Genomic DNA, 14,338 nt, shown 5'->3' with positions numbered 1-14,338 from the left:
AAAATAAGATGCGAAACCCTATTCATAAACGCCTGGAAAACCTTGAAAGCTGGCAGCATTTAACTTTTATGGCGGCATTGTGCGAGCGTATGATGCCGAATTTCAAATTGTTCTGCCAAATGAACAAGATGGAAGACGAGGGCAAAATCTACCAAAATATTCTCAACCTTGTGTGGGAATATTTAACCGTAAAAGATTGCAAAATTAATTTTGAGAACCAGCTGGAAAAATTGGAAAACATTATTCCTGATGTGAACGATTATGACAATTTTGGCGTGGTACCGGCACTTGATGCCTGCGAAGCGTTGGCTGAGATTTTGCATGGAATTATTGCGGGAGAAACTTTAGAAAGAGCGGTCAAAATCAGCCACATTTCTTTGGGGACGATTACGGCATTATTGGAAACGGAAAACAGCCGTCATTTTTCTGAAAGTGAACTCAAAGAAAGCGAGGATATTCAAGCTGAATTGGATGTACAGTGGCAAATTTATCGTTTGTTAAAAGAATGTGAAAAACGGGATATTGCCCTGATTTTGGATCTAAAAAACGAGATTAGAACTGAAGGGATATCCAATATTGGTATAAAATTTAATCAATAACGTGAGATTTATCACAAATTTAAAAAATCTTACTTTTATTTCATTGAAAGTTGGATTATCCTTTACAAAGCTGTTGTTGCCTAGGCTGAATGCTTGGTGGCGCGCTTTATTAAAGAAACAAATTAAATTTAACGAAAGGTAAAGTCTATGAACAAAACAGATTTAATTGATGCAATTGCAAGTGCTGCAGAGCTAAATAAAAAACAAGCTAAAGCAGCATTAGAAGCTACTTTAGAAGCAATCGCTGCAAGCCTTAAAAAAGGTGAGCCTGTACAATTAATTGGTTTCGGTACATTTAAAGTGAACCAACGTGCAGCGCGTACTGGCCGTAATCCACAAACCGGTGCAGAAATTAAAATTGCGGCATCTAAAGTGCCGGCATTTGTATCTGGTAAAGCATTAAAAGACGCAATCAAATAATTGATGCATAAATTGCTATAGACCCTGCCTTGAGCAGGGTTTTTTATTGACTAAAATTTCTTTACAAACGTATTGAACTGCTATAATCTTTCGAACCGAAATTTATTCCGTCATATTTTAAGAGTCATTAAATGAAACGAGTCACTCAACCACGCAATACACAACAACGCCGACACGCAATTATGCAGTATTTGCAACAGCAAGGTGAAGTGAGTGTAGAGCAGCTGGTTCAATTACTTGACACATCAGAAGTGACTATCCGTAAGGATTTAAGCGCATTAGAAAGTAGCGGTTTTTTATTACGTAAGTATGGCGGTGCGATCTTAATGCCGAAAGAGATTATTGATGAAAACGAAAATGAAGAACTTTCGAAACGAAAGTTTGTCATAGCTAAGGCTGCGGCAGAATGTATTCGTGATCACAATCGTATTATTGTGGATAGCGGTAGCACCACAGCGGCATTGATTAGGCAGCTTAATCGCAAACAAGGCTTAATTGTGATGACAAATTCTCTTTCAGTGGCAACGGAGCTTCGGGCTTTAGAGAATGAACCGACATTATTGATGACCGGCGGAACTTGGGATACCCGTTCAGAATCCTTCCAAGGCAAAGTAGCGGAACAGGTATTGCGATCTTATGATTTTGATCAACTCTTTATTGGTGCGGATGGTGTTGATTTAGAGCGGGGAACAACGACATTTAATGAGTTAGTTGGTTTGAGCCAAGTTATGGCGGAAGTTTCTCGTGAAGTGATTGTGATGGTGGAATCCCAAAAAATTGGCAGAAAAATGCCTAATTTAGAGTTAACTTGGCAGCAAATAAATGTGTTGATTACCGATAGTGGGCTGTCAGAACAAGATAAACAAGCGATTTTGGCACAAGGCGTGGACGTGATCTGCGTATAAAGTGCGGTCAAAATTATCATTATTTTTCAAATTAGTGAGTAAATAGGGAAAACTTATGTGTGGTATTGTAGGTGCAGTTGCGCAACGTGATGTAGCAGAAATTTTAATCAATGGATTACACCGTTTAGAGTATCGTGGCTATGATTCAGCCGGTGTGGCGGTGGTCAACGAACAGCATGAATTACAACGTGTTCGTTGCTTGGGTAAGGTTAAGGCATTGGATGAAGCCGTTGCAGTGAAACCGTTAATTGGTGGAACGGGTATTGCACACACTCGTTGGGCAACCCATGGCGAACCTTCGGAAGCGAATGCGCATCCTCACGTTTCCGGCAATTTTGCTGTGGTACATAATGGTATTATCGAAAATCACGAAGAATTGCGTGAATTATTAAAATCCCGTGGTTATGTGTTTCTTTCACAAACCGATACTGAAGTGATCGCTCATCTTGTGGAATGGGAAATGCGTAGCACGGATTCTTTACTTGAAGCAGTGCAAAAAGTAGTGAAACAGCTTACCGGAGCTTACGGTATGGTGGTGCTAGATCGCAATCATCCGGAACATTTGGTGGCAGCCCGTTCCGGTAGTCCATTAGTGATTGGTTTAGGGATTGGGGAAAATTTCTTAGCCTCAGACCAGCTGGCATTACTCAGTGTAACCCGTCGTTTTATCTTCTTAGAAGAAGGGGATATTGCGGAAATTACCCGTCGTACCGTGGATATTTATGATGCGAAAGGTAACAAGGTTGAGCGTGAAGTACATGAATCCAATCTTGAAAATGATGCAGCGGAGAAAGGTAAATTCCGTCACTTTATGCAAAAAGAAATTTTTGAACAACCGACCGCACTTATCAATACGATGGAAGGCCGTATCAATCACAATAACGTGATTGTGGAGTCTATTGGCAATGGGGCGAAAGACATCTTAGAGAAAGTACAGCATATCCAAATTGTCGCCTGTGGTACATCTTACAATGCCGGTATGGTCGCACGTTATTGGTTTGAAGCTCTGGCAGGTGTGAGCTGTGATGTAGAAATCGCCTCTGAGTTCCGTTATCGCAAATTTGTCACTCGTCCAAACAGCTTATTACTCACGCTTTCTCAATCCGGTGAAACGGCTGACACTTTAGCCGCCCTTCGCTTAGCAAAAGAAAAAGGCTACATGGCGGCAATGACGATTTGTAACGTCGCAGGCTCTTCTCTTGTGCGCGAATCTGATCTTGCGTTTATGACTCGTGCTGGCGTGGAAATTGGCGTTGCTTCGACAAAAGCCTTTACTACTCAATTAGCCGCAATGCTCATGTTAGTGACTGCAATCGGTAAACTCAATGGTAATATTTCCGATGAAAAAGAGAAAGAAATTGTTAAAGCATTGAATTCTCTCCCGGCAGATATTGAAAAAAGTTTAGCTTTTGATAAAGATATTGAACTTCTTGCAGAGGATTTTGCTGAGAAAAATCATGCTTTGTTCTTAGGGCGTGGCGAATATTATCCGATCGCCATGGAAGCCTCTTTGAAATTAAAAGAAATTTCTTACATTCATGCGGAAGCCTATGCGGCGGGTGAACTAAAACATGGTCCGTTAGCATTAATTGATGCAGATATGCCGGTAATTGTGGTGGCTCCAACCAATGATTTATTAGAAAAAGTGAAATCAAATATTGAAGAAGTACGCGCTCGTGGCGGTCAATTATACGTCTTTGCGGATAAAGAGGCCGGTTTCACTGAAACGGAAGGCATGAAAATTATTACGATGCCAAAAGTGAATGAAATCATTGCTCCGATTTTCTATACCGTGCCGATGCAGTTGTTGTCCTATCATGTGGCTTTAATCAAAGGGACGGATGTGGATCAGCCGCGTAATCTTGCAAAAGCGGTAACCGTTGAATAAAGTGCGGTTGATTTAATCACTGTTTTTTAAAAGCACGAAATATCATTTTCGTGCTTTTTTATTTGCCTAAAATAAAAAGATTCTTTAAACTACGCCCCCAGTTTTGAGCGTAGATAATTTTGCCGCTCACTACATCACCTTTCTCCACTTTAAACACTACCTGTGAGTAGTAAAAGGACATCAATATGACAACTAAAGTCAATCAATATGGCTGGAAAGCCCTTATTGGCTCTGCCGTCGGCTATGCAATGGACGGTTTCGATTTACTTATTCTTGGTTTTATGCTCAGCGCTATTTCTGCTGATCTTAATCTTACACCGGCTCAGTCAGGATCACTTGTCACTTGGACATTAATCGGTGCGGTATTCGGTGGTATTGTATTTGGTGCATTAAGTGATAAATATGGTCGTGTGCGTGTTCTGACCTGGACGATTGTATTATTTGCTGTTTTCACCGGTTTGTGTGCCCTTGCCCAAGGTTACTGGGATTTATTAATTTATCGCACGATTGCCGGTATTGGTTTAGGCGGTGAGTTTGGGATCGGTATGGCGCTTGCTATTGAGGCTTGGCCGGCACGTCATCGCGCCAGAGCTGCCTCTTATGTGGCTTTAGGCTGGCAAGTGGGGGTATTAGGTGCGGCATTATTAACGCCGGCATTGCTACCCTATATCGGTTGGCGTGGTATGTTTATTCTCGGTATTTTTCCGGCATTTGTGGCATGGTATTTACGGGCCCGTTTACACGAACCTGAAATTTTTACTCAAAAACAGACCGCACTTTCCGCACAAAAAACATCAAAATTGGAATCTTTTAAGCTTTTAGTGAAAGATAAAGCAACGGCGAAAGTCAGTTTAGGGGTGGTTGTACTGACATCCGTGCAAAATTTTGGTTACTACGGGATTATGATCTGGATGCCAAATTTTCTCTCTAAACAACTCGGCTTTAGTTTAACGAAATCGGGGATTTGGACGGCTGTTACCGTATGCGGAATGATGTTGGGTATTTGGATTTTTGGTCGCCTTGCCGATAAAATCGGACGCAAACCGAGTTTCTTATTATTCCAACTTGGCGCAGTAATCAGTATTGTGGCTTATTCACAACTCACGGATCCAACTGTAATGTTGATTGCCGGTGCATTCTTAGGCATGTTTGTAAACGGTATGATGGGCGGTTATGGCGCGTTAATGGCAGAAGCTTATCCTACAGAAGCGCGTGCGACGGCACAGAATGTGTTGTTCAACTTAGGACGTGCGGTAGGTGGGTTTGGACCGGTTGTCGTGGGGGCGATTGTTTCCGCCTACTCATTCAGTCTTGCCATTGCATTCTTGGCAATTATTTATGTGATTGATATGGTCGCCACCATTTTCCTTGTTCCCGAACTAAAAGGCAAAGCATTACAATAAAGTGCGGTTGATTTTAGGCTTATTTTTAAATCCGTCTTATTAAAAGGCGGATTTCTTATTTAAAAGCCTGTGCGTTTTTATGCTAAACTAGCACGAGTTTTTTCATAAAGGTATTCTTGTGCAAATTACTCGTTCTGTTTCTTTACGTATTGCGAAGTATCTTTTTCTTATCATTATTGTAGCAGGCGTAATCAGTTCTTTAAGCTTGGCAATTATGACAAGTAATAAATCTGACGCGGAAGCGATTAACGTTTCCGGCTCGTTGCGTATGCAAAGTTACCGTCTGCTGTACTTGATGGAAAAACAACCGGAAACTGTTGAGAAAAACTTGCGTTTTTATGAAAAAAGCCTCCATGCTCCAAGTTTGGTGGATATTCAACATCAGCTTTTTACACCGGACATAGTGAAACAATCCTATCAAACGATCCTTGCACGTTGGGCAGAAATGGAAACCTTTGCCCGTCAAAATAATATTCAGCAATATAGCCAAAATCTGACGGATTATGTAAGTGAGGTGGATTATTTTGTGTTTGAACTGCAACGTTTTAGCGAACAAAAATGGTTTTTTGCCTTATCTGTATTGTGTTTTTCTATGTTGCTGATTGTGGGAATGGTGTCTTATGTAATTTGGTTTACTCAGCGTGAAGTGGTCAAACCGCTCAAATTGCTGACACGTGCCAGCATACAAGTACAAATGCGCCAGTTTAACCATATCCCATTGGATACGAGAAATGATAACGAACTTGGTACGTTGGCACGTGTGTTTACGCAAATGTCAACGGAATTAGGTAAATTGTATTCACGTTTGGAAGATGCGGTGAATGAAAAAACTCAAAAATTACGTCAAACCAACCGCTCTTTATCGACGCTTTACCAAAGCTCACAATTACTTACAGTGAATGCAATTAATGATAAAATTCTTAACCAAGTATTGCATCAAATTTTTCTCAGCGAGCATTTGAGCTATATTGAATTGGCAGTGCTAGGGGCTGAACATTGGGATATTGTATTAGGAGAGAAAAGAGCGCATCAGAGTTTAGAAACACAAGAGTTGAAAGTGGAAAATGAGACACTAGGCATACTGTCATGGCAAGCCGGTCTGCCTTGTCCGGATCCTAGAATGATGCAAAATTTGGCGCAAATGTTAGCACGGGCTTTGTATTTCCACAAAAATCAACGTCAGCAAGAGCAGCTTTTATTAATGGAAGAGCGTTCCATTATTGCTCGGGAGTTACATGATTCATTGGCTCAAGTGCTGTCTTTTTTACAGATTCAGCTTGCTTTGTTGAAACATAATTTGAAGAAGAATAGTGAATCGGCTCAACAGGAAAGTTTTGCGATTATTGCCAGTTTTGAACAAGCGCTTTCCAGCGGTTATGTACAGTTGCGTGAGTTGCTCGCAACTTTCCGTCTAACAGTACAAGAGGCTAATTTACAATTAGCGTTGGAACAAGTTGTTGCTTCTTTGCGTGCTCAAACCAATATGCAATTGAGTGTAAATAGCCAGCTTCCATCACAAAGTTTGAATCCTCAGCAACTTGTCCATTTGCTGCAAGTCGTACGTGAGGCTACTTTAAATGCGATTAAACATTCAAAAGGAACCACGGTTGATATTATTGCTCATACCAACGCAGAAGGTGAGTACGAAATTCTCATTCAGGATAATGGCGTGGGTATTCCAAGTCTAGATGAACCTGAAGGTCATTATGGATTGAATATTATGGCGGAACGTTGTAGTCAGCTCAATGCCGAATTAACTATTCGTCGTCGTGAACAGGGCGGTACACAGGTTAAAATCACGTTGCCGCAAAAATTATTTTAAGGAAAAACAATGAAAAGTTTACAACCTTTTCACACTTTTCATATCTCTGCGAATGCGCATGAGATTATAGAAGTACAAAATCTTGAACAACTGAAACAGGCTTGGTCTAAAGCAAAGGCGCAGAATCTCCCTGTACTCTTACTCGGGCAAGGTAGCAATATGCTTTTTGTCGAAGATTTTGATGGAGTCGTTATCATCAATCGATTGCAAGGTATTACATATGAGCAAGATGATCGCTTTCACTATCTCCATGTCAATGCCGGTGAGAATTGGCATAATTTGGTGAAATACACGCTTGAACAAGGTATCGGAGGATTAGAAAATCTTGCCCTGATTCCGGGCTGTGCCGGATCGGCGCCTATTCAAAATATCGGTGCTTACGGGGTCGAATTTAAAGATGTCTGCCATTATGTCGATGTGTTGGATTTGGTCACAAACAAGCCATTTCGATTAACGGCAGAAGAATGTGAGTTTGGTTATCGGGAAAGTATTTTTAAGCACCGCTATCGAAATGATCACGTGATTACAGCAGTAGGGTTAAAACTGCCAAAAAATTGGCAACCGGTATTGGAATACGGCACGCTTGCGAATTTTAGTAGAGAAAATGTAACAGCGAAAGAGGTATTTGATGAGGTTTGCTATATTCGCCAAAGTAAATTACCGAACCCGGATGAATTTGGCAATGCGGGAAGCTTTTTTAAAAACCCGGTGGTGAGCACAGAGCTGTTTATCGAACTACAAAAACTCAATGAAAATCTACCGCACTTTCCACAGCCTGATGGGCGTGTAAAACTGGCTGCCGGTTGGTTAATTGATCAATGTAATCTTAAAGGCTTTAAAATTGGTGGTGCTTCAGTGCATAAAAAACAGGCATTAGTACTGATTAATGAAGGTAATGCGACAGGGGAAGATGTGGTGAAACTTGCGCATCATATCCGCCAAAAGGTGGCGGAAAAATTTGCTGTCTATCTCCAACCTGAAGTCCGTTTCATTGGAGCAAAGGGTGAGATCGATAGCGAGAAGGCGATTACTTAATTTTTTAGTGCATAAGTGGTAAAATTTGCCGGTGTATTAACTGGATGAACAAAGATTCCTATCCATTAAAGGAAAATAAAATGAATTTTAAAGATATTTTAGATACGCTTCCATCTGTTGAGCATTTAACGGGATTAAATGTAAAGCAAAATAATGAGATTATTCACAATATTCCTGCAGTGGCGGGAAAATTAGGGTCATTGCGCCTTTATAATGCGTTATCGGAAAAATTTAATGGGAAATTAGACCGCACTTCAGCGCTACAGGGGATAGAATGGTTTGCAGAGCATGTAGAAGATGCGAAAGAAAACCCGGGTAAACACCCGAATATTGATCTACTTTTCAAAGTAATTGATGAAGATTTGGTTTTAGAACTTGAAGTGTTAAAAAATAACTAAATCAATTGAACTTTTAATAGGTAAAACCTGTCTTAAAGAGCAAATTAGTTCAATAAAACCTTTTATTGTGCTATAACAAAAATTATTAATTGGCAGTGCTAGAAAGAAGGAAAGAGATGGATAAAGAAACACAAATGATGCTAGTTCCTCAAGGTAGTATAGAAGGTTATATTCGTGCGGCAAATGAATATCCAATGCTGACAGCTGAAGAAGAGAAGGAACTGGCGGAACGTTTATATTATAACGGTGATATTGAAGCGGCTAAAAAATTAGTATTGTCCCATCTTCGTTTTGTCATTCATGTGGCACGGGGATATTCCGGTTATGGTTTACCGCAAGCAGATTTGATCCAAGAGGGCAATATCGGCTTAATGAAAGCGGTAAAACGTTTTAATCCGGAAGTAGGCGTACGCTTGGTTTCTTTTGCGGTGCATTGGATTAAAGCTGAGATTCACGAATATGTATTGAGAAACTGGCGTATTGTGAAAGTTGCGACAACAAAAGCACAACGAAAATTATTTTTCAATCTGCGTAAAACCAAACAGCGATTAGGTTGGTTTAATGAAAATGAAGTGGATATGGTGGCAAATGAATTAGGTGTATCGAAAGAAGATGTGATCGAGATGGAATCTCGTATGACAGGTGCAGATGTGGGTTTTGACTTACCAACAGATGATAGTGAAGAAACTTATTCGCCATCGCTTTATTTAGAGGATAAAAGCTCAAACTTTGCCGCAGAATTAGAGAATGAAAATTTTGAAAGCCAAGCGACAGAGCAGCTAAGTCACGCATTGCAAAGTCTTGACGCACGTAGTCAGGATATTATTAAAGCTCGTTGGTTAGATGATAACAAAGCGACATTACATGATTTAGCGGCAAAATATAATGTATCTGCAGAACGTATCCGCCAACTGGAAGCTAATGCGCTTAAAAAGCTGAAAAGTGCGGTGAGTTTTTAATGAGATTTTAAAAAAAGAAAACCTGCCAAATGGCAGATTTTTTTAATTTTTCTTTAGTTTTGACCATACTTTGTCTTCTTGTCCACGCCATAGGCGCTGAATATTATCATGATGTCGGTAAACTAATAAACAGCTTACCAGTGCGACGGGAAAAGTAAATTCAGGTTTAAACCACCATACATAAAAAGGAGCAAGTAATGCGGTGATAACAGCACTTAAGGAAGAATAACCGCTGATTAAAAAGACAATAAACCAAGTGCCAAAAATAGATCCCGCGACAGCCCATGCTATTGGTGCAATGGCACCGAATGCGGTCGCAACCCCTTTCCCACCTTTAAATCGAAAGAAAATAGGGAAAATATGACCTAGGCAAGCGCCTAGTGCGATCATACCCAGTTCAAATTGAGTTAATCCCAAGTAGTAACCGGCCCAAACCGGTAACATACCTTTTAGAATATCAAAAATGAGAACGGTAAGTGCAGCCCAACGTCCTCCAATACGGAATACATTCGTTGCTCCGGGATTATGAGAGCCATATTGGCGGGGATCAGGCAAGCCTGCTATTCTACAAATTAAGATTGCACTGGAAATCGATCCTAGGAGATAGGCAAAAATCATGTAAATAATAGCGAATAGGCTCATTTAATCCCCCCAGAATGACAAAATTTCCTCGCTATTTTACCTAAACTTGCTAGCATACGCCTACTATAATTTTAGGAGAATCTGATATGGATCGTATTTTTATTGAAGAATTAACGGTATTTGCTCAAATCGGTGTTTATGATTGGGAGCAACAAATTAAACAAAAGCTGGTGTTTGATATTGAAATGGCGTGGGATTGTCAAAAAGCGGCAGAAACCGATGACGTACAGTATTGCCTTAATTATGCGGAAGTCAGCCAGTTTGCTTTAGATTATGTACAAGCAAAGCCCTTTTTGCTTGTTGAGCGTGTGGCTTATGAGGTGGCTGAACAGTTACAAAAACGTTTTTCTATTCCGTGGCTTCGTTTGAAACTCAGTAAACCTAAAGCGGTGGCTCAGGCTCAAAGTGTAGGGATTGTTATTGAGCGTGGTACTTTGTCGGCAGAGATAAAATAAATAAAAAATACAAAAATTTTTACCGCACTTAGCAATAAAAAACCCGACCGAAGTCGGGTTTTTTGTTTACGGATAAATTATTCCGCAACAATAACGATGTTCAATGATGCAAACACTTCGCTGTGAAGTTGGAAACGAACATCATGATCACCAAGGGTACGAATTGGACCGTTTGGTAAACGAACTTCGCTTTTCGCCACTTCAACACCGGCAGCGCTCACTGCTTCAGCTACATCACGGGTAGTGATAGAACCGAATAAACGACCTTCATCACCGGCTTTAGAAGTGATAGTTACTTTTTCTAACGCTTCTAAACGCTCTGCGCGGTCGATCGCAGCTGCTAATGATTTAGCCGCTTTTTCTTCTAATTCAGCACGACGTGCTTCAAAGTGTTCGATGTTTGCTTTAGTTGCCATCACTGCTTTACCTTGTGGGATTAAGAAGTTACGGGCAAAACCTGATTTAACATCTACTTGGTCACCTACATTACCTAGGTGAGCAATTTTATCTAAAAGAATAACTTGCATTTGACCTTCTCCTTCTTAGTGATGATGTGCATCAGAGTAAGGTAATAACGCTAAATAACGCGCGCGTTTAATTGCACGGGCTAATTGACGTTGGTACTTCGCACGAGTACCGGTAATGCGGCTTGGTACAATTTTGCCGCTTTCAGAAATGTAGTTCTTTAATGTAGCGATATCTTTGTAATCGATTTCTACAACATTTTCCGCTGTAAAACGGCAGAACTTACGACGACGGAAATAACGTGCCATTTGGCTGTCTCCTAATCTATAAATTCGATTTGCTCGGCATGTAAAACTAATTGGTTTAAACCGTTTGCAGTTCTATGTGAGGTGATGAAACCCACAACCAATAGCTGATTGCCGACCGTAATGCTTTGAGTTTTTTCTACTAATTGATTGCCACTAATTTGAATGGGCATTTTCAACCACGCTTGGCGTGATAAACCACTTTCGAACTGCTCGGAACGATGTTCCAACCAAAACTGGCAATGTTCAATGCCATTAGGGCTTTTATATCGCTTTGGTAATTGGCAAACTGTGCCGATTAATGAAAAGCGATTATCAACTTTTGAATTACTCTTCAGCATCCTCAAAATCGTTGTTTTCAACTTCAGCTAAAGCTTTACGATCATCTTTTGCTTTAACCATTGGGGACGCTTCTGTTACGGCGTGCTTAGTATGAATAACAAGACTGCGTAATACAGCATCGTTATAACGGAAAGTCGTTTCTAGCTCGTCGATGACTTGTTGAGGCGCTTCTACATTCATAAGCACATAATGTGCTTTGTGTAATTTATTGATTGGGTATGCTAATTGACGGCGACCCCAATCTTCTAGGCGATGAATTTGACCACCGGCTTCTTTAACAGAACCTGTGTAACGTTCAATCATACCTGGTACTTGCTCGCTTTGGTCCGGATGAACCATAAACACGATTTCGTAGTGACGCATTACTGCTCCTTACGGGTTAATCAGCCTTTGACGTAGATTAGTCACCAATCTGCAAAGGCAAGGAACGAAAAATTGAATGTGACTAAGGGTTGCGGATTATATCGGAATTTTTGTTTTTTGCAACCAATTTGCAGTTTTTTTAGGCAAGAAAAAACCGATAATTTATATCGGTTTTCTTTTTCCATAAAAACTAACGGCTGCGGAAAATAATGCGTCCTTTACTTAAATCGTAAGGCGTCATTTCCACTGTCACTTTATCACCGGTTAAAATACGAATGTAGTTTTTACGCATTTTGCCGGAAATGTGAGCGGTCACGACATGACCGTTTTCTAACTCTACACGAAACATTGTATTAGGTAATGTTTCTAAAATTGTACCTTGCATTTCAATGCAATCTTCTTTTGCCATTGTATCCTCTAAAAATAACTGATTTTTTGACCGCACTTTCTGCGGTAATTTAAGAAAAACGGGCGGATTATAGCCGTTTTTGCGTTGAGGTGAAAGGTGAAAATCAAGTTGTGTTGAAAAAATAACCTTTTTATATCGGGAAGGATTCAATAGTTCAATGATTTACAAACCCAAATCACGTTCTATAATAACCGCACTTTGATAAAAGATAGAAGAATATGAGCTCAAAAAAACACTTAGGGCATACAGCCCGCAAACGGTTTGGACAAAATTTTTTGCACGATAACAATGTGATTCAAAATATTGTTGCGGCGATTTATCCGCAAAAGGATCAATTTTTACTGGAAATAGGGCCGGGGCTTGGTGCATTAACCGAACCTGTTGCGGAACAAGTCGATCATTTGACCGTGGTGGAACTGGATCGTGATCTTGCCGAACGTTTACGTCATCACCCATTTTTACATCACAAAATTACTGTAATTGAAAATGATGCGATGCAATTTGATTTTGGCGAGCTTTATCGTCAAGAGAATTTGGCGGAGAAAGGGCAAAAATTACGTGTATTTGGAAACCTGCCTTATAACATTTCTACTCCATTGATGTTCCATCTTTTTAAATATCACGACATTATCCAAGATATGCACTTTATGTTGCAAAAAGAGGTGGTAAAACGTTTATGCGCCGCACCGAATAGTAAGTCTTACGGGCGTTTAACTATTATGGCACAGTATTTTTGTCAAGTGATGCCTGTATTGGAAGTACCGCCAACTGCCTTTAAACCTGCGCCCAAAGTGGATTCAGCCGTAGTACGTTTAATTCCTCATCAAGTACTACCACACCCGGTGAAAGATTTATATTGGCTTAACCGAGTATGTTCACAAGCTTTTAATCAACGCCGTAAAACTTTACGTAATGCACTGTCAACGCTATTTTCAGCAGAAAATTTGACCGCACTTGGAATCGATTTAAATGCACGTGCGGAAAATCTTTCTATTGCGGATTACGCCCGTTTGGCGAATTGGTTGGCGGATAATCCTCCGGAAGAAATTAATAAACCGGAAATTATTGATACGGATGATTAATTAAAGAGCGGTTAACATGGCGACATATTTTGTAGGCGATTTGCACGGTTGTTATGATGAATTACAACTTTTGCTGGAAAAAGTGGCGTTTGAACCTGCGCAGGATAAATTATACCTTGTGGGGGATTTAGTCGCGCGAGGGGATAAATCGCTAGAATGTTTGCGTTTTGTGAAATCCCTGGGTAATGTGGCTCAAACGGTTTTAGGCAATCACGATTTACACTTAATTTCTACCGCACTTGGTATTAAAAAAGTGAAACCAAAGGATCGGGTAGAGCGTATTTTTCAAGCACCGGATTTTGAAGAGTTGATAGACTGGCTACGTTATCAACCTTTGCTTGTACATAATGAAAAACAAAATTTTGTCATGTGCCATGCCGGTCTCTCCCCTGATTGGGATCTTGTCACGGCAAAAAATTGTGCAGAAGAAGTCGAAAATATACTGAGACATGGAGATATCCGAAATTTATTGGAAAATATGTATGCGGAGCAGCCGGATCGTTGGTCTCCTGAATTAGAAGGGCTCGCTCGTCTGCGTTATATCATTAATGTTTTTACCCGTATGCGTTTTTGTTATTGGGATCATCGTCTTGATTTTGCTTGTAAATCTCCGCTTAAAGATGCACCGGCGGAATTAACCCCTTGGTTTAACTTGAATAATCCTCTTTATCAAGAAATCCCGATTATTTTCGGACATTGGGCAAGTTTAGTCGATGAGCCGACACCAAAGGGGATTTATGCGTTGGATACGGGCTGTGTGTGGAACAACAGAATGACGATGTTACGTTGGGAAGATAAACAATACTTTACGCAAAGTGCGGTTAAAAATTACCGTATTTTCTAAGG

General features: G+C 40.3%; 18 protein-coding genes. 12 read left to right on the top strand and 6 right to left on the bottom strand.

All coding sequences use genetic code 11. The features are described 5' to 3' along the window. The first annotated feature begins 8 nt into the window (after positions 1 to 8). The 9 genes from BKG94_RS02265 (at position 9) to rpoH (ending at position 9,429) form a co-directional block, all read left to right on the top strand. Complete coding sequence (locus tag BKG94_RS02265) at positions 9 to 599, top strand: YjaG family protein (RefSeq protein ID WP_077433791.1); 591 nt, start codon at positions 9 to 11, stop codon at positions 597 to 599. Positions 600 to 746: 147 nt separating this feature from the next. After that, positions 747 to 1,019, top strand: coding sequence for an HU family DNA-binding protein (locus BKG94_RS02260; protein WP_077433789.1), 273 nt, complete (start codon positions 747 to 749; stop codon positions 1,017 to 1,019). 131 nt (positions 1,020 to 1,150) lie between these two features. Further along, positions 1,151 to 1,924 (top strand): DeoR/GlpR family DNA-binding transcription regulator, encoded by a 774-nt coding sequence (locus tag BKG94_RS02255; RefSeq protein WP_077433787.1) that lies wholly within the window; start codon positions 1,151 to 1,153, stop codon positions 1,922 to 1,924. 55 nt (positions 1,925 to 1,979) lie between these two features. Next, entirely contained in the window at positions 1,980 to 3,812 is a 1,833-nt protein-coding gene (gene glmS / locus BKG94_RS02250) for a glutamine--fructose-6-phosphate transaminase (isomerizing) (RefSeq protein WP_077433785.1), read from the top strand. Between the two features lie 185 nt (positions 3,813 to 3,997). Then, positions 3,998 to 5,215, top strand: coding sequence for an MFS transporter (locus BKG94_RS02245; RefSeq protein WP_077433783.1), 1,218 nt, complete (start codon positions 3,998 to 4,000; stop codon positions 5,213 to 5,215). A gap of 118 nt (positions 5,216 to 5,333) precedes the next feature. Further along, positions 5,334 to 7,037, top strand: a complete 1,704-nt coding sequence (gene narQ / locus BKG94_RS02240) for a nitrate/nitrite two-component system sensor histidine kinase NarQ (protein WP_077433781.1) — start codon at positions 5,334 to 5,336, stop codon at positions 7,035 to 7,037. 9 nt (positions 7,038 to 7,046) lie between these two features. Continuing rightward, positions 7,047 to 8,072 (top strand): UDP-N-acetylmuramate dehydrogenase, encoded by a 1,026-nt coding sequence (gene murB / locus BKG94_RS02235; protein ID WP_077433779.1) that lies wholly within the window; start codon positions 7,047 to 7,049, stop codon positions 8,070 to 8,072. Between the two features lie 80 nt (positions 8,073 to 8,152). Beyond that, entirely contained in the window at positions 8,153 to 8,470 is a 318-nt protein-coding gene (locus BKG94_RS02230) for a DUF2322 family protein (RefSeq protein ID WP_077433777.1), read from the top strand. Positions 8,471 to 8,586: 116 nt separating this feature from the next. Then, complete coding sequence (gene rpoH / locus BKG94_RS02225) at positions 8,587 to 9,429, top strand: RNA polymerase sigma factor RpoH (RefSeq protein WP_077433775.1); 843 nt, start codon at positions 8,587 to 8,589, stop codon at positions 9,427 to 9,429. Between the two features lie 42 nt (positions 9,430 to 9,471). Here rpoH and plsY read toward each other — a convergent pair whose 3' ends face one another. Continuing rightward, positions 9,472 to 10,071, bottom strand: coding sequence for a glycerol-3-phosphate 1-O-acyltransferase PlsY (gene plsY, locus BKG94_RS02220; RefSeq protein ID WP_077433773.1), 600 nt, complete (start codon positions 10,069 to 10,071; stop codon positions 9,472 to 9,474). Between the two features lie 86 nt (positions 10,072 to 10,157). Here plsY and folB point away from each other — a divergent pair, with 86 nt between their 5' ends. Further along, complete coding sequence (gene folB, locus BKG94_RS02215; protein ID WP_077433771.1) at positions 10,158 to 10,526, top strand: dihydroneopterin aldolase; 369 nt, start codon at positions 10,158 to 10,160, stop codon at positions 10,524 to 10,526. 77 nt (positions 10,527 to 10,603) lie between these two features. Here the strand turns inward: folB and rplI are convergent, their stop codons facing one another. The 5 genes from rplI to infA all read right to left on the bottom strand — a co-directional run bounded on the left by rplI (position 10,604) and on the right by infA (position 12,410). Beyond that, positions 10,604 to 11,053, bottom strand: a complete 450-nt coding sequence (rplI, locus tag BKG94_RS02210) for a 50S ribosomal protein L9 (protein WP_077433769.1) — start codon at positions 11,051 to 11,053, stop codon at positions 10,604 to 10,606. 15 nt (positions 11,054 to 11,068) lie between these two features. Next, positions 11,069 to 11,299 (bottom strand): 30S ribosomal protein S18, encoded by a 231-nt coding sequence (gene rpsR / locus BKG94_RS02205; RefSeq protein ID WP_018355466.1) that lies wholly within the window; start codon positions 11,297 to 11,299, stop codon positions 11,069 to 11,071. Positions 11,300 to 11,310: 11 nt separating this feature from the next. Continuing rightward, a complete protein-coding gene (priB, locus tag BKG94_RS02200; protein WP_077433767.1) occupies positions 11,311 to 11,637 on the bottom strand; it encodes a primosomal replication protein N in 327 nt (108 codons plus the stop codon). After that, on the bottom strand, positions 11,624 to 12,001 hold the full coding sequence (gene rpsF, locus BKG94_RS02195; protein ID WP_018355464.1) for a 30S ribosomal protein S6: 378 nt from the start codon (positions 11,999 to 12,001) through the stop codon (positions 11,624 to 11,626). The genes priB and rpsF overlap by 14 nt, the downstream gene beginning before the upstream one ends. Positions 12,002 to 12,191: 190 nt before the next feature. Then, entirely contained in the window at positions 12,192 to 12,410 is a 219-nt protein-coding gene (infA, locus tag BKG94_RS02190; RefSeq protein WP_005627617.1) for a translation initiation factor IF-1, read from the bottom strand. 218 nt (positions 12,411 to 12,628) lie between these two features. On the opposite strand from infA, the gene rsmA reads away from it, so the two are divergent. Both rsmA and apaH read left to right on the top strand, forming a co-directional pair. Further along, the gene (rsmA, locus tag BKG94_RS02185; RefSeq protein ID WP_077433765.1) at positions 12,629 to 13,492 is read left to right on the top strand and encodes a 16S rRNA (adenine(1518)-N(6)/adenine(1519)-N(6))-dimethyltransferase RsmA; all 864 of its coding nucleotides are present in this window, start codon (positions 12,629 to 12,631) and stop codon (positions 13,490 to 13,492) included. 16 nt (positions 13,493 to 13,508) lie between these two features. Further along, entirely contained in the window at positions 13,509 to 14,336 is an 828-nt protein-coding gene (gene apaH, locus BKG94_RS02180; protein ID WP_077433763.1) for a bis(5'-nucleosyl)-tetraphosphatase (symmetrical) ApaH, read from the top strand. The last annotated feature ends 2 nt before the right edge of the window (positions 14,337 to 14,338 follow it).

The organism is Rodentibacter ratti, from assembly GCF_002000485.1.
Classification (GTDB): Bacteria; Pseudomonadota; Gammaproteobacteria; order Enterobacterales; family Pasteurellaceae; genus Rodentibacter; species Rodentibacter ratti.
The sequence above is the reverse complement of the archived record's forward strand: the minus strand, read 5'-3'. Positions and strand labels throughout refer to the sequence as shown.

Excerpts from the sequence above, each read along its gene's own strand:
- BKG94_RS02265 (WP_077433791.1), top strand. The coding sequence starts at position 9 with ATGCGAAACCCTATTCATAAACGCCTGGAAAACCTTGAAAGCTGGCAG.
- BKG94_RS02260 (WP_077433789.1), top strand. The coding sequence starts at position 747 with ATGAACAAAACAGATTTAATTGATGCAATTGCAAGTGCTGCAGAGCTA.
- BKG94_RS02255 (WP_077433787.1), top strand. The coding sequence starts at position 1,151 with ATGAAACGAGTCACTCAACCACGCAATACACAACAACGCCGACACGCA.
- glmS (WP_077433785.1), top strand. The coding sequence starts at position 1,980 with ATGTGTGGTATTGTAGGTGCAGTTGCGCAACGTGATGTAGCAGAAATT.
- BKG94_RS02245 (WP_077433783.1), top strand. The coding sequence starts at position 3,998 with ATGACAACTAAAGTCAATCAATATGGCTGGAAAGCCCTTATTGGCTCT.
- murB (WP_077433779.1), top strand. The coding sequence starts at position 7,047 with ATGAAAAGTTTACAACCTTTTCACACTTTTCATATCTCTGCGAATGCG.
- BKG94_RS02230 (WP_077433777.1), top strand. The coding sequence starts at position 8,153 with ATGAATTTTAAAGATATTTTAGATACGCTTCCATCTGTTGAGCATTTA.
- rpoH (WP_077433775.1), top strand. The coding sequence starts at position 8,587 with ATGGATAAAGAAACACAAATGATGCTAGTTCCTCAAGGTAGTATAGAA.
- plsY (WP_077433773.1), bottom strand. The coding sequence starts at position 10,071 with ATGAGCCTATTCGCTATTATTTACATGATTTTTGCCTATCTCCTAGGA.
- folB (WP_077433771.1), top strand. The coding sequence starts at position 10,158 with ATGGATCGTATTTTTATTGAAGAATTAACGGTATTTGCTCAAATCGGT.
- rplI (WP_077433769.1), bottom strand. The coding sequence starts at position 11,053 with ATGCAAGTTATTCTTTTAGATAAAATTGCTCACCTAGGTAATGTAGGT.
- rpsR (WP_018355466.1), bottom strand. The coding sequence starts at position 11,299 with ATGGCACGTTATTTCCGTCGTCGTAAGTTCTGCCGTTTTACAGCGGAA.
- priB (WP_077433767.1), bottom strand. The coding sequence starts at position 11,637 with ATGCTGAAGAGTAATTCAAAAGTTGATAATCGCTTTTCATTAATCGGC.
- rpsF (WP_018355464.1), bottom strand. The coding sequence starts at position 12,001 with ATGCGTCACTACGAAATCGTGTTTATGGTTCATCCGGACCAAAGCGAG.
- infA (WP_005627617.1), bottom strand. The coding sequence starts at position 12,410 with ATGGCAAAAGAAGATTGCATTGAAATGCAAGGTACAATTTTAGAAACA.
- rsmA (WP_077433765.1), top strand. The coding sequence starts at position 12,629 with ATGAGCTCAAAAAAACACTTAGGGCATACAGCCCGCAAACGGTTTGGA.
- apaH (WP_077433763.1), top strand. The coding sequence starts at position 13,509 with ATGGCGACATATTTTGTAGGCGATTTGCACGGTTGTTATGATGAATTA.